Source organism: Rhodococcus sp. RD6.2, from assembly GCF_001040705.1.
Classification (GTDB): domain Bacteria; phylum Actinomycetota; class Actinomycetes; order Mycobacteriales; family Mycobacteriaceae; genus Rhodococcus_G.
Genome location: NZ_CVQP01000005.1, coordinates 482,501 through 497,238 on the forward strand (window position 1 = coordinate 482,501; position 14,738 = coordinate 497,238).

The 14,738-nt window shown below is 70.3% G+C and carries 8 protein-coding genes; all 8 read right to left on the reverse strand.

The window, feature by feature from the left end; translation table 11 throughout:
* Positions 1-85: 85 nt before the first annotated feature.
* Complete coding sequence (locus RHCRD62_RS08755) at positions 86-1,453, reverse strand: flavin-containing monooxygenase (RefSeq protein WP_050064282.1); 1,368 nt, start codon at positions 1,451-1,453, stop codon at positions 86-88.
* Between the two features lie 46 nt (positions 1,454-1,499).
* Positions 1,500-2,900: an FAD-binding oxidoreductase gene (locus RHCRD62_RS08760; RefSeq protein ID WP_050064283.1), complete on the reverse strand. Its 1,401-nt coding sequence runs from the start codon at positions 2,898-2,900 to the stop codon at positions 1,500-1,502.
* 79 nt (positions 2,901-2,979) lie between these two features.
* On the reverse strand, positions 2,980-3,648 hold the full coding sequence (locus RHCRD62_RS08765) for a type 1 glutamine amidotransferase domain-containing protein (protein ID WP_050064284.1): 669 nt from the start codon (positions 3,646-3,648) through the stop codon (positions 2,980-2,982).
* 92 nt (positions 3,649-3,740) lie between these two features.
* Positions 3,741-6,662, reverse strand: coding sequence for an ATP-binding protein (locus RHCRD62_RS08770; protein ID WP_050064285.1), 2,922 nt, complete (start codon positions 6,660-6,662; stop codon positions 3,741-3,743).
* Positions 6,663-6,746: 84 nt separating this feature from the next.
* Positions 6,747-10,901 (reverse strand): TIGR02680 family protein, encoded by a 4,155-nt coding sequence (locus tag RHCRD62_RS08775; protein WP_050064286.1) that lies wholly within the window; start codon positions 10,899-10,901, stop codon positions 6,747-6,749.
* Between the two features lie 13 nt (positions 10,902-10,914).
* The gene (locus RHCRD62_RS08780) at positions 10,915-12,285 is read right to left on the reverse strand and encodes a TIGR02678 family protein (protein ID WP_050064287.1); all 1,371 of its coding nucleotides are present in this window, start codon (positions 12,283-12,285) and stop codon (positions 10,915-10,917) included.
* On the reverse strand, positions 12,282-13,721 hold the full coding sequence (locus tag RHCRD62_RS08785; RefSeq protein ID WP_050064554.1) for a TIGR02677 family protein: 1,440 nt from the start codon (positions 13,719-13,721) through the stop codon (positions 12,282-12,284). The genes RHCRD62_RS08780 and RHCRD62_RS08785 overlap by 4 nt, the downstream gene beginning before the upstream one ends.
* A gap of 196 nt (positions 13,722-13,917) precedes the next feature.
* Positions 13,918-14,661, reverse strand: a complete 744-nt coding sequence (locus tag RHCRD62_RS08790) for an MspA family porin (RefSeq protein ID WP_050064288.1) — start codon at positions 14,659-14,661, stop codon at positions 13,918-13,920.
* Positions 14,662-14,738: the final 77 nt, after the last annotated feature.

A 14,738-nucleotide genomic window follows, 5' to 3' on the forward strand; every position in this document is an offset into this window, starting at 1 on the left:
CCCCCGACACGGTTCTGGGACCGCAGATCCCTGCCTTCGGAGTTCCCCCGGCAGGGTTGCGCGAAACCTCGCGAATGCGCCGGTGTTATCGCGCCCTTCGGCCGCCTCGCCTGCGTTCGCGTGCGAGGTCCCAGAGGTAGTGGTCGAAGTCGACCTCCATCGTGTGCCTCGGCGACGCGTAGAACCGGCGCTTGGTGCGTTCGTGGTCGGCGGTCATCTGCGACCGGATCTCGTCGGCACCCGGAGGGAGGTAGCGGCCGGTGAGGGTGTCGGCAATCCACGCGCTCTGCGCCTCGGCGAGCGGCATGACCGCGCCGAGCGGCTGGAGAAGGCCGACGAAGTAGAGGCCGGGCAGGTCCGGGTGCACCGCGCGCTTCCAGAGCGGAAGGTCGTTGTCGGGGGCGGCGACCAGATCGGGGTCGAGGAACGGGAACGTGACGTCGTAGCCGGTGGCCCACACGATCAGGTCTGCCTTTGAGCGGCTTCCGTCGGTGAAAACGACTGTGTCGTCGTCGAATCGGTCGATGCCCGGGCGCGGCGTGATCGCGCCCGCCTGCAGTCGTGCGCGGATCTGTTCGGACTGGACGGGATGTGCCTGACCGGGCCTGTGCGTCGGCCGCGGAAGTCCGTAGCGGGTGAGGTCTCCGGAGGAGAGGGCGGCGCTCCGCAGCCCGGCCGAGACCATCCACCCGGGCGCCCAGCCCGGCATCGAGAACCGGTCGGCCGCGCCTCCGTACAGGAACTTGCGTAGCACCCAGTGGCTGCGGCGCACCGACATCGTGGCGCTGCGTGCGACTTTCGATGCCTCGACGGCGATGTCGAGCCCGGAGTTCCCCATACCGACGACCACGACGTCGCGGCCTGCGAGTTGCTCGGCGTTGCGGTAGTCGTGGGCGTGGATCTGCTCACCGGCGAACGTGCCGGGGTAAGCGGGGTCGGGCCAGCGCGGATCCCAATGGTGCCCGTTCGCGACGATCACGGCGTCATAGGTGTGGGTGTGCTCACCGTCGGGTCCGGACGTGCGCACCGCCCACCTGCCGTCCTCGGTGCGGGCGACGTGCTCGACGGTGGTGCCGAACGTGATGGTGTGGCGGAACGCGAAATGATCGACGTACGCCTCGAAGTAGGCGCGGACCTGGTCGTGGCGAGCGTACGGCGGGTACTCGTCCGGCATCGGGAAGTCGGAGTACGCCATCCTCCCGCAGGAGGTGTTGATCTCCAGCGACTCGTAGCAGGCGGACTGCCCATTCGGGTTGTCGTAGACCCAGTTTCCGCCGATCACGCTGCCCTGTTCGAAGCAGTCGAACGGGATGCCGGCGAGGTACAGGGCCTTCGCCGCGGCGATACCGGACGACCCTGCCCCGATCACGCAGGTGCGGGGCAGGGTCGGATCCACCGGGACGGGGACGGTGACGGCAGGAGCCCGGTGGTCGGACTTCACGAGATACGACATGCCAGTCAGGATCGCACCCGACTCCGGCTCGGACGCCGGGTTCGCGCTACTCCGTTCGGGCGGGCTCGATGTTCTGGTTGATGTGGAACATGTTGTCGGGGTCGTAATCCCGCTTGACGCGGGCCAGGCGGTCGTAGTTGTCGCGGTAGGACGCCCGGACCCGGTCCTGCCCCTCGTCCATCAGGAAGTTCACGTAGGCGCCGCCCGCCGACGTCGGATGCAGGTCGGTCCAGTAGTTCTTCGACCACTCGGTGATGGCGCCCGCGTTCGCGGGGTCGGGATCGACACCGACGATGACGCCTGCCCAGCCGCCGTTCCGGTACGCGAACGCGGTGTCGTCCTCCCCGACACGGGAGGCGGCGCCGTCGATCGGGTACATGTGCATCGTGGAGTGCCCGGTCGGCAACTGCGCGCCGAACCGCTCGTGCACGGCGATCGCGTCGTCGGAGATCTCCTCGAAGAAGTCGGCACGCCAGTACCACTGCAGCCCGGCCGGATACAGCCCGTCGAACGCTTGCTGCAGCGCGGTGAACGGCAGGTCGTGGATGCCGACGAGCATCGGATCACCGAACGTCCGGATCGGGTCGAGAACCTCGTCGGCGCGATCGTGCGGGCCGGTGTAGCACCAGACGATGCCGCAGGCCTTGCGTCCCCACAACTCCTCCGGGAACGGCGGCGCGGGCGGGACGGTCAGCAGTCCGATCCAGCCGCTGAGCTCCTCGGGCAGAGCCGGTACCAGTTCGCGGTACCAGCGCATCACGGCGGCGGTGTCCGCGATGTCGTACAGCACCGGACCGCCCATGACGATGCCGTTCTCGCCGATGTCGTGGCAGCGGAACGTGAACGAGGTGACGACACCGAAGTTGCCACCGCCGCCGCGCAGCGCCCAGAACAGTTCGGGATGCCGGTCGGCGTCGGCGCGCACGAACGTGCCGTCGGCGAGGACGACGTCCGCGCCGAGGAGATTGTCGACCGTCAGGCCGAATCGCCGGGACAGGTAGCCGATACCGCCGCCGAGGGTCAGGCCGCCGACACCGGTGGACGCGAGGAACCCCGACGGGGTCGCCATCCCGAACGCCACGGTGGCGTGGTCGACGTCGCCCCACACGCAGCCGCCGTCGACGCGGACGGTGTGCTCTTCGGGGTCGACGGTGACGCTGCGCATCTCGGACAGGTCGGCGACGAGAGCGCCGTCCCAGACGCCGAGTCCCGCGGCGTTGTGGCCGCCGCCGCGGACGGCGAGTTCGACGCCGTTCTCGCGGGCGAAGTTGACGGCGGCGATGACGTCGGCGGCGTCACGGCAGTACGCGATGGCGGCCGGTCGGCGGTTGATCATCGCGTTGTACACGGCGCGGGACGTGTCGTAGTCGGGGTGGTCCGGGGTGACGACGTGGCCGCGCATCGCGGCCGCCAGGTCGGAGTAGTCCAGGGCATGTGTTGTGGTCATGGTTTCGACGCTAGGAGCGGGGCGTTCGGGAACCGTTCGCATGTGCGTTCGGTGTGCGTTCGCCCAGGTCGGAGTCGGGTCAGAGCCTGCTCAGGAGTTCGGCGGCCAGCGGCGCGGACGACGCCGGGTTCTGACCGGTGACGAGCGTCCGGTCCACCTCGATGTGCGGCATCCACGACTCGCCGACCTCCACCTGGATCCCGGCGTCGGTGAGGCGGTCCTGCAGCAGCCACTTCGCCTTGTCCGCGAGTCCGCCCGCGTGTTCCTCGGCGTTGGTGAACGCAGTGACGCGGTAACCGGCGAACGCGTTGGTGCCGTCGGGTGTCGTCGCGGCGAGAAGTGCCGCCGGTCCGTGGCACACGACGCCGACGGGTTTGCCGCTGCCGAGTGCCTCGGTCAGGATGCGGCCCGAATCGGAGTCGACGGCCAGGTCCTCCATCGGGCCGTGCCCTCCCGGTACGAACACCGCGTCGAAGTCGGCGAACCGCACGTCTGCGAGCGCAACGGGCGCGGCGAACTCGGGAGCCGAGGCCACGGCGTCCGCGAGGTCGGGGTCGGCGGCGAGGCTCGCCGGGTCAACCGGTGGTACCACACCTCCCGGAGTGGCCACGACGACCTCGTGGCCGGCAGCGGTGAACGCTCGGAGCGGAACGACCGCTTCCTCCGCCCAGAATCCGGTGGGGTGTTTCGTGCCGTCGGCGAGTGTCCACGCGTCGGCACCGGTCATCACGAACAGAATCTTCGCCATCGGTCGGCCTCTCGTCGTCATGTGACGGGTTCTCGTGACAGCTGCTGCGCGCACGATCGACGGTAGTCCGTTCCGCGGGGGCACGCCCGACGTCAGGAGAGGGCGTCGCGGCCGCGTTCGATCTGCGGCAACCACCAGCGGTCGGTGTGCGTGTGGGCGGCAGTGAGCGCAGCGTCGAGGATCGCCCGTGCGGTGGCGGTGCGTCCGGCGCGGGCATGGATGTCGGCGAGCAGGTACAGCCAGTACGGCATCCGGGCGAACGCGCCGGTGGCACGGAGTTTGTCGACGCCTTTCGTGGCGAGCTCGGCGTCGCAGCGGACCCACCCGTCCAGCACCATCCCCCACTCCCGGTAGTAGGCGAAACCGTACCGGTCGCAGAGTTCACCCAGATTGTCGACCGCGCCGCGCAGCGCGTCCGTGTCACCGAGTATCTGCTGCGTGATCGCCCCGTAGGCGAGGGCGACGGCCAGGGTGTACGGCTGATCGTCCGTCCGAGCCAGCGCCACGGCCGAGTCGGCGGCGATGCGGGCCTCGTCGAACCGGCCACACAACCACAGCGCATGTGCCGACCACGCCCGACCATGCACGTCGTACCGGGCGCCGACCCACAGGGTGCGGCCGCCGCCGGTGAGTGCGTCCGCTGCCTCGAAGTGCGTGAGCGCCTCCTCGGGCCGGGCGAGACTCACGGCGGACCCGCCGTAGGCGAAGTGGGCGGCGCCGAGCGAATCGGGGTCGCCGACACCGTCCGCGACCTCGAGTGCACGTGCCGCAACCCGTTCGGAATCGAGGTTGCGGCCCTGGACGAACCTCGACGACCACAGGCCGACGAGCCCGGCTGCCCACTGCTCTCGCTGCCCCAACCGCTCCGCGAGGTCGACGGCCCGCTCGAGTGTCGCCTGCAGGGCGGGCGAGGCGTAGCCCTGCGACGCCGTCAGTGGCGCGGCCGATGCCCGGAGGACGGCGAGTTCGCTTCGACGCGTGCCGATGCTGTCGGGCAGGGAACGCACCGCAGTGACTGCGGCCCGGTGAAGTCGCACGGCCTCGTCGTAACCGTAAGTTGCAGTGGCCAGTTCGGCGGCGCGGAGGTAGTGGGGGAGCGCGCGGTCGGGGCGTCCACCCCGGTCGTACTGGCGAGCGAGCTGAGCACTGTAGGGGTCGAGATCGTCGCCGTGCACCGACTCGAGGCCGTGCGCGAGCCGTCGATGCAGCAGCCACCGTTGCGGCGGGTCGATCCGCGCGTACGCGGCGTCGCGCAGCAGGTCGTGCGCGAAGTCGTAGCCGCGTCCGGTCTCCCGCAGGATGCGCTGCCGCCACAGGACGTCCACCGCGCGTACCGTCGCGACCGGGTCCAGGTCGCCGGCTTCCACCAGCAAATCGAGGCTGACATCCCGGCCCGCCGCCGCGACCAGGGCGACGATCGCAGCCGCGTCCGGTCCGAGCGTGGCGAGCCGTGCCCCCAGCAGATCCCGAAGGCGGTCGGCGCGCTGGTCGCCGCTTCCGGGAACGACGCCGGAGTGCAGCGCCGCAACGAGATGGAACGGGAATCCTCCCGTCCCGGCGAGCAGCAGAGCGTGTTCCGTCTCGGACAACGCTCGCCCTGCCAGGTCGTCGGCGAGCGCAGCTGCCGACGCAGCGTCCAGCGGGCCGAGAGGCACCGTGATGACCGGGATCGTCGAGGCCATTCGCCCGAGTAGTCGCGTCGATTCCGTGCCGTCGCTGCGCATCGTCGTAGCGACCAGGACGGGCGACCGTGGGAACGCGCCGAGCAGATGATGGAGCACGTCGAGGGTGTCTCCGTCACACCACTGCACGTCGTCGAGGACGAGCAGCGTCGGCGCGCCGGGAGCGAGAAGCGCCCGAGCCAGGCCCTCCACGAAGCGGGCCCGCCGCCACGCCCCGGCCGCGCCCTCCACATCGGGTTCCGTTCGGCCGGGCGACAGCAGCCGATCCACCGTTGCCCGCCACTCCGGCGCCAGTTGACGTGCTGCGTCGGCGAGGGCGGGATCGCGCAACCAGTCCGCGATGGGTGCGAGCGGCAGCCGCCCGGTTCCGGCGAGGCACCGAGCCCTCGTGACGATCGCCCCGCGACGCCGGACGCTCCGTCCGAACTCGGCGACCAGGCGCGTCTTCCCGACGCCGGCATCGCCCGACACGACGACGAGCTCGGCCCGACCGGTCATCGCGCGGCTCCACGCGTCGGATAGCGCGGTGATCGACCGCTCGCGCCCGACGAGAGGCGGCGCCGGAACCCGGGACTGCGTCTCGAGGCGCTGATCATCTGTGGCCGTGTCCCCGTCACGCAGGAGCTGTTCGAAGACGTCGCGGGTGACCTGGTCGGGTTCGACTCCGAGCTCGCGTTCGAGCACTGCGGCGCAGTGGTGGAAGGTACGCACGGCACCCGAGCGGTCACCGAGTTCGAATTGGAGTTCCATCAGCGTCCGGTATCCGGTTTCCTCCGATGGCCGCAACAGAATCCGACGCCGAATCACCTCGGCCGCGGCCGGGAGATCCCCTAGCCGCCTGCGCACGGCGGCAAGCCGGTCGCACAGGTCTACGCATCGCTGCTCCAGTTCCCCGCGCACGGCCGTGGCCCAGTCGTCGTCGCAGCCGGGCAGAAAGGCGCCGCGGTAGGCGTTCAGGGCCGACGTCGCGTGTGCCTCGAATACGGCGTCGTCGCCGGCGTCGAGAGCGTGCGTGCGTTCGGTGTCGAATACTCGTACGTCGACGGTGCACTCGCCGTCCCGCCAGCACAGATCCGCCGTGGTGACCACCAGATCCGGTGTGTCCGACACGGAGCGCCGAAGGCTGTGCAGTTCCCGACGCAGATTCGTCAGCGCCTGACCGTCCGGCGAATCCGGCCAGAACAGGGCGGCGAGCCGGGCCCGCGCCTGCGGTATCCCGGGATGAGTGACGAGGAACGCGAGCAGCGCCAGCGCACGGGGAGACAGGGAGACGGCGTCGCCGGTCTCCGAGTCGATGATCGCCTGCTCGCCCAGGAAGGTGACGTGCAGCATGCGGCCTCCTGGAAATTCAGGGTAGACCGCGCACCAGCGCGCGACAGCGCGTTGCACGGAGACGACACCCCGCGGCCGGCCGCATCACACCTCCGCGAACTCCAGCCCACCGGGCTCGAGGGTCTTACGGCGCCCGGGCGACCCGAGCGCCTTCGCGAGGTCGGACCCGTCGTGTTCCTGCATCAGCATGCCGCCGTCCCACACCATCAGCGTGGCGCTGACCGAATGCTCGGGCGTCGAATGCGACAGGTCGTAGTGCGCACAACCAGGGACGCCGCCGTACGTGACCCACAGGTCGTACCCGGTCATGAACAGGTCGAGGTCGAACTGCACGCTCATGCCGAGGAGTTCGCTTCGCCCGTTGTCGTCGACACCCGCGAACGCCTCGTCCAGGCCGAGCAGACGCGGCGCGTGCGGGTCGGCGGACGAGAGCATCACGTGCGCGGCCGCGAACAGCGGCAGGTGCAGCGACACCGACTGCTCGCCACCCGACAGTGCACCGTGCCGGGCAACCGTCAGCTTGTCCTCGCTGCCGTCGCCGCCGATCAGGGTGAAGGAGAACACCCGCCACCGCCGGTAGTCGAGCGCCTCCGTGAGGATCTCGGGGTACGCGCGTTCGGGATGTGCGGCGCGCAGTGTTCGGATCCGGGTCGCGAAATGTGCTCGGATCGTGGCCAGTTCGTCGGGGCCGAGCGCGGACGCGTCCCGGTCGAGCAGCTTCGACACCGCCCGCGACCCGTCGTCGAGGTTGTCGGCGAGCACCCAGTGCACGCCGATGGTGTTGCCCGACGACATGCGTCTGCCTCGCATCTCGGCAGCCATCTGGGTGATCAGGTCGCGGGCGTCGACGGTCCGCTCGTGAATCTGCTGCGCCAACCCGGTCAGCAGGGCGTCCTCGAGGATCCGCCGCTCCGAATCGGTGAGGAGCTGCTGCTGGTCGTCGCGGGCACGGCCGATCAATGCCGCGAAGTCGGCGATCGAGGACTGGCCCTGATCGTGCTGCACGGAGGCGGTGGTCACGCCGTCCGCCGCGTCCCAACGCAACCGGTAGTCCTGGCCCGCAGCGGCGAGCCGGGCGTCGAATTCCTGCAGCGCACTCGTCAGCGCGGAGCGTGTGGACTTGCCCGCCGCCTCCGACACCTTCACCGCGGTCGTGGCGGCGTCGATCGCCGCGTGCAGTGCGGCAACCTCGTCCGGCACCACCGGGGCGGGTTCGCCGGGTTCGTTCTCGATCCGGTACACGAGCTGTTCGGTCGTGAGCCAGGCGGCATCCGACGCCGGCCAGGTGTGGGCGTCGGTGACGCCGAGCAGGTCGAGGAGATCGCGCTGCGCATACGGCGCGAGACGGCCCGCATCGGAACGGGTCTCGGTGAGTGCGGCCCGCAGTGACTCGACCGCGGCGCCGTACGCACCCGCCGCCTTGCCGATCGCCTCGACCGCTCCGTCGCCTGCCTTGCGCGCTGCGCGCTGCTCGGTGGTGGCCGCGTCGATGCGGGCGCGGGCCCGGTCGATGTCGGCTTCGATGTCGTCGGCGCCGGCTCCGATCGCCTCCCGGAGGGTCGCGAGACGCTGGACTTGCTGCTCCAGGTTCTCCTGCGCCGCCGCGGACTCCTCCGCGAACTCCTCCGCGACGTCCCTCGCCTCCGCGTGGCGGTCGTCGGCCTCGCGGCTGCGTTCGATGTCCTTCTCGCGGTCGCGCCGGCATCGGACGACGTGATCGCCGCATGCCTCGAAGTGCCGGATCGCGGCGGACAGGGCGTCGATGCCGCGCACCGGATCGGCGATGCGATGCCGGACGGACGCCTCCCGCAGTGTGCGTTCCTGTGCGGATAGCTCGGCGATCGCCTGGTCCAGTTCACGCTGTGCGGTCGACGCCGCCTCGTCCCTGGTACGCAGGGCGCCCGCGGCTTCCGCGACCCCACGCAGGGCCGTGAGGACACCGGTAGGGCGGGGCAGGGACTTGCCCGCCGCGGTGAGCTCGACGAGCAGGTCGGCTGCGGCCGCCTGCTCTGCCCGAGCCGCCGCCCGTTCCGACTCGGCCACCTCGATCGCGGCATCGAGTTCGGCCAGACGCAGCTCGCGGCGACGCTGCCGGGCCGTCGCGCCGATGAACTCGGCGTCCGACTTGGTGTGGACGCCGACCTGGACGCCCTGGCGGAAGCGGCCGTCCATGCCGATGGCGATGGTCGCCGTCGTCGCGTCGTCTGCCAATGCGATGGACGCCAGCAGATCCGCGACACGGTTCTCCGATACGCCCGCATCCGGCTCCACAATCAGCACGTCGGCCAGGGTGCGTCCCCGCGGCCGCTCATCCGAGGGCAGCGCCATCAGGAACAACTCCGACTCGGCCTGGGGGACGTCGCCGTCCGGGATCCATGCATCGAGAAGGTTCGCCGCTTCCAGCGCCGCTTCGATGCGGGCTGCGGTTGCCGCGTCGACGTCGTCGGCGAACCGCACCAACCGCCACAGCGGCGCCCCGGCAAGACCAGACCGAGAACCCATGCGGGCGGGATGCGCGGGCGGTGCGTCGTCGTGTTCGGCCGCGACCCGCACCCGGTCCGCGGTGAACTCGGCTGCAGCGGCCGCAGACCGTTCGGCCGCGACCTCGGCGTCGCGACGTCGGCCGCGCAGCGTGTCCAGCGGTTCGGTGGTGTGGTCGGCGAGGATCTCCGGGAACCCGGGTGCGTCGTCGGTGCCGACGGTGGACACGGCGTCGTGCATCGCGACGAACATCGCGCTCGACACCCCGACCCGCGCGTACAGCGACGAGTGAGTCGACCACCACCGGCGGAGCGATCCCTGGCATTCGGTGCGGGCCAGCGCGGCGGCGGCCTGGGCCTCCTTCACCGCGGCGGCGGCTGTGTCCAGTTGCTCGCGTCCCCGGTCCGCGGCACGGTCGGCGCGAACGCGTTCGGCGGAGGCACGCTCGACCACGGTCAGCGCTTCCCGCACGGCGCGAACGTCGCCGGATCGCTCCTCGGCGTGCCCGCGGACCGCGGACGTGATCTGGTCGCCGCGAGCAGTGTCGGGCAGTGCCGCCCACGTGATGCCTGCGTCGCCCGCCGCCTCCTGCAGGTCGGCCTCGGCGCGGGCCAACGCCTCGGTGGCGCGCGTCACCCGTGCCAGCGACTGGGCGGCCTCCTCGGCGCGCTGGGCCAACGTCGCCTGTGCCTTCACCGACTTGTCCGCCTGCTGGTCGGTGGAGCGGCGCAGATCGGCCACGACGGCACCGAGGTCGTCGAGCTGCTGCTTGCCCTCGTAGGCGCTCGAACGCTGCAGGGTCTCGAGCTCGGCGCGGGCCAGGTCGAGTGCGCGTTCGGCGGCGGTCAGTCGTTCCTCCGCTGCCGCGCGTTCCTCCTGGCGGTTCGACTGAGCGGCAACGGCATCGGCGACGGCGGCGGTGGCGGCCTCGACGGACTCGAACCGCCGCGCCACCTGCTCGACGTCCGTCCGGGCCTGCTGCCGGAGGTATTTCGTGTAGACCGAGACGAAGTCCTGGGTGGCCTGGTCCGCGGTGGTCAGCCCCTCCAGCGCCCGACCGACCTCTTCCATGTCGCTGAACGAGCGCGCCGCTTCCAGCACCAGCTGGTCGTCGACGGGCCGCAGACCGTCGGTGAGTGCTTGCGACAGTCCCTTCGGGTCAAGGTTTTTCGCGAGCTGCGGTCGCCGCAGCGTCAGAATCAGTGTGATCAGCTGGTCGTAGCGCTGCGCACCGAGCCCGAACAGGCGGGCATCGATCGCGGCACGGTGATCGACCGGCCGGTCCGTGATGGCGTCGCCGCCGATCTGCTCGGCGAGTTGCTTCTTCGTCAACGGTTGGTCGCCCGCGCCGATCAGGGAGAAGTCGACCCCGACGCGGCCGTCCGCGACGAAGTGCCAGCGCGTCACCTTGTCGTTCTGCCGGCTCGCACGCATGCCGATCCCGACGGTCACTGCCTCCGGATCATCCGGGTTTCCGCGCGCGAACTCCATCCACACGTAGGAGTGGGCGCTCTCGTCGCCGCGGTAGAGCAGATTCGACTTCATCGTCCGCTCCTCACCGGCGAACGGATTCAGCCGGCGCGGCTCGATGCGTCCGTCGAGGACGAACGGGAACAGCACCTCGAGTGCCTTGGTCTTACCGGAGCCGTTGGGGCCACGCAGGACCAGGCGGCCGTCGGCGAAGGAGAACTCCTGGTCCCGGTAGTCCCACAGGTTGACGATCCCGGCGCGGGTCGGTCGAAAACGCGCACTTGCCATGCGAAGTCAGCCTCTATTCCTCAGGGTCCGACGAATCGGAGTTCACGAGCTCGGTCGACAGGTCCAGTTGGGGCTCTCGTTCGCGGACGGTGACGACGACACCGCGATAGCGCGCCAACGCCGGTAGCACCAGGACGCCGCCCTCGACCTTGCGGACGAGGCGTTGCGCGTCGAGCAGGTCGACCGAGCGCCTGCGCAGTCCAGCGGGATCCGCCTGCCACTGCGCGGCGAACGTGCGGCCGAACCGCAGTCCGAGCTCGGTGACGACAGCGTCGATCCAGCTGTCCTCGACGAGCGGATAGGTCGCCTGCGTCTCCTGCGGTGCGTCGACGCGTGCCTCGGGCCGGGACTCCGGGGAATCGTCCGCGAGTTCGAGCAGGAGGCCGGCCGCCGGGATCGCGCTGTCGAGCTGCGCGACCAGGTCGTCGGTTCTGTTGTTCGGCAGGGGGATTCGCATCGGGTCCGGAGCGTCGGGATCCTGGACGCGGTCCGCGATCTCCCCGGCAAGCAGCAGCGCGACCTGCGCGATCGTCCCGGTCGACGGGAAGCGGATGTCCGAGAGGCGGCCCGACTGGTCGATCAGCGCGATGCCCTCGGCGCGGCGCTCGACGACGAGGCCGGTGAGCATCGCCACGTCGGCGGCAGTCCGGGGCAACGCGAGCTGAAGCCGCTCGTCCTCGTCGAGGTCGTCCGCGTACACGACGGGATGCTGCACCAGCGCGCGCCGAACCCGGCGCGCGGTCTCCCGTGTGGTGGCGGTCTCGTCGACCACGGTGAGCAGTCCGCGTACCGACGTCAGGTGTTGCAGCGCCCGCGGTGGACGGAACAGGGCGATCACCACCGACCGGTCGATGTCGTAGAGCGCTTCGCCCGCATCGGGATTCGACGCCCAGCCGGTCGCGTCGCCGTCCGCGAGCCGGATGGCACCTCGGGCGGTGAGCCACCCGATCGCGTCGACGAGCGCGCTGCGGTCCGTGAACCGCTCGGTCGAGAGGTCGACCGTCGGGACCTGCGTGGCCTCCGCCGCGACGTGATCGGCCAACTCCGACAGGGTGATCTGGTTCCCGGCGCGACCGAGCGCGGCCAGTGCCAGCGCGAGGTACGCGTAGCGCCGCCGGTCGAAGGCGCGATCCCCGGACGTGGCCGGGGCTGTGGGATCGAGGCGGTCCGCGGCCGTGAACAGTCGGGCCGTCGTCTCCGTCACCTCCAGGCGGTACCCGAAGAGTTCGAGGAGGTCGTCCCGCAGTTCGGTCGTCCACCGGCGCAGCAGCGGCAGGGCCAGCGGATCCGGGTATGTCGTGGTCACCAGGTGGTTCGCCAGGATCACCCGTGCTGCCCGCTGATAGGACTCGAGCATCAGCGGTGAGATCTCGCGGGCCCTCACTGGACGCTCACCCGCAGCCGGTCCAGGTGCAGTCGGCCCCTGGCCGTCTCGACGGTTGTCGATTCCTCGTGCGGCGACAGGGTCAGGCGCACCCCGTTCTCGGAGCCCGTGCTGTCACGTACGACGCCACTGACCGGTACCCGTGCGGTCAACGCGGCGGTCAACAAGCCGAGCAGCACATCGGTCTCCTCCTCGCCGAGGACGCGGTCGTAGGCACCGCCCGCGGCCAGGGAGCGGGCCGCCTCCGCGCGCGCACGCTGCGCCGCGAGCTGCGCGTCCCGCAGCCGGCGGATGCTCGCCTCGTTGCGCTGCACGCGGCCCGGTGCCCCGGCCGCGGCGGGCTTACCCGTCTCGGCGAGGGTACGGGAGATCTCCACCGGCGGCGCGTCCCACCACGACCGCGAATCCGGGATGAGGTCGGCGTCCGGATGGACCGTCGACAGATGCCGCGGCCGACCCAGATCGAACACGGCCTGGAACAGTGCGTGAGCGGCATCCTCGGTGGGTGCGCCCGCGAACCAGCCGGCCAGGTGCCGCAGCTGACTCTCCCGGCTGACGCCGCCGCGTCGCGTCTCGGTGACACGGCGCAGCAGGGCCAGCACCGCCGAGATGGCGGCCATCGTGCCCTCCCGGAGCCGCTCCGACTCGCTCGGACCGTCGGAGGAGGCGACGAACCACTGGGTGAGCCCGGACCACCGCTGCGTCCAGTCGGCCTCCCGCTCCGTCACGGTCAGGAACAGGCGTTCGTCGGCAATCGCGGCCCGCCCGAGGAGGTCGCGCACGCCACTCTCTTCGACGTCGGAGATCGCCGACGCGAGCTTCGGCGCGTACCGCGCGAGGTCGGAGCTGAACTCCCGCATGTGGGTCAGCAGCGCGTCCTTGCGCACCAGGAACGCTTCCGGGGTGATCTCCGTGGTGCGGACGAGGTCACCGAGCGTGAGGTAGAACTGCGACGCCCGCGTCGCCATGTCGGACAGCGTGGAGTCGAGGCGGCGCAGCGTGCGATAGATCAGCTCGCCGTCGCCGCGGCGGTTCGCCTCCGCCAACTGCTGCAGATCCGACAGTAGATCGGGCAGGGCGAGACGGGAGAGGGCGGCCTCGTCGAGGCGAAGCGCGAGCACGTCCCGGACCGCGCGGAACGCCTGGTAACCCAGCCGGCTGAACTGGTAGACGAAGTGCCGGTTGCGGTACTCCGCCAGCGTCGCGGCTCGGGACCCGTCGTAGCTGCGTTCGAGTACGCCCCACTGATGGAGTTGGTCGAGAAGCGGAGTGATCTCCGCGGCCGTCATTGCCCGCGTCCCCATCCGGGTCAGCGTGTCGGCCACGTCACCGGCGTGCAACAGCACCACGTAGTTGGCCCTGGCATGGTCGAACGCACGCAGCACCGTCACATAGTCGGTGCGCTTGTCCGCCGTCGCGAACGCGAACATCCGCAGCCGGTCTGCTGTCACGAACGGGTCGTCGGTCTGATGGAGACCGCCTTCGCGCTCGTCGTTGGGTGCCGGGCCGGATTCACTCACCGTGACAGGGTAGGGGAGTCGGGACCCTGGACCCAGTTGACCGGGCCGTGACACACGTCGGGCGGGACCCGGTGCCGGATCCCGCCCGATGCGGGTGGTGAGGGAACTGCGATCAGATCGGGACCGGGGCCCCGTACGTCATCACGATGTCCCCGGACGCGAGTTCGACCTTCGCGTACGGGCGCAGGGTGACGGGACCGATGGCGCCCGACACGCTGCCGTGGACGTTGCCGATCCGAATCTTCGCGAAGGGACCGCCGAACTCCTTGTCCTCGATGACGGGGACATCGGTGATGCCGCCGGGCTCGAGGTCGAAGATCAGGTTCTGCTGCGGGATGATGTCACCCGCGAGCATCCCGCGATTCTCGAATCCGAGGATGAAGTCCGGATCGTCGCCGCCCGGCAGGAATCCGATGAGGTCGATGCCGTTCTTGCTCTCCAACTCGTACCCCAGGCCGGGTGTGTTGAGTTGGATGGTGGCGCCCGTCAGGGCGATGGGATAGCCCACCTGGTAGCCGAACGAGATCTTGCTGCCGGACATGGAATCGGCGCCGGGACCACTGATCCGTGCCTCTGCATAGCCGCTGTGGAAGAACTCACGGCTGAGCGGCGAACTGTCCAGCGGCGGGACCCCGACGATCGAGGTGTCGCCCTGGCTGATCTCGACGAGGTTGTCGGACCCGTCGGTAATGCTGCTGTAGTTGTTGACGACGGCACCGGCGGTGCCGGTTCCGAGTCCGACGACGAGGGCAGCGACACCGGCGACGGCCAGTGCCCGGGAGCGATGTCGGCCCGCACGCGGGCCCGACGCGGTGGTACTTCGACGAATCCGACGTTCCGAACGACTGACGTCCATGGACACCTCATCCGTTGGGTTGTCACCCGGATGCGGGCACGCACCCGGTCACCTCCGTGGGCAAATTTTCCCGAACC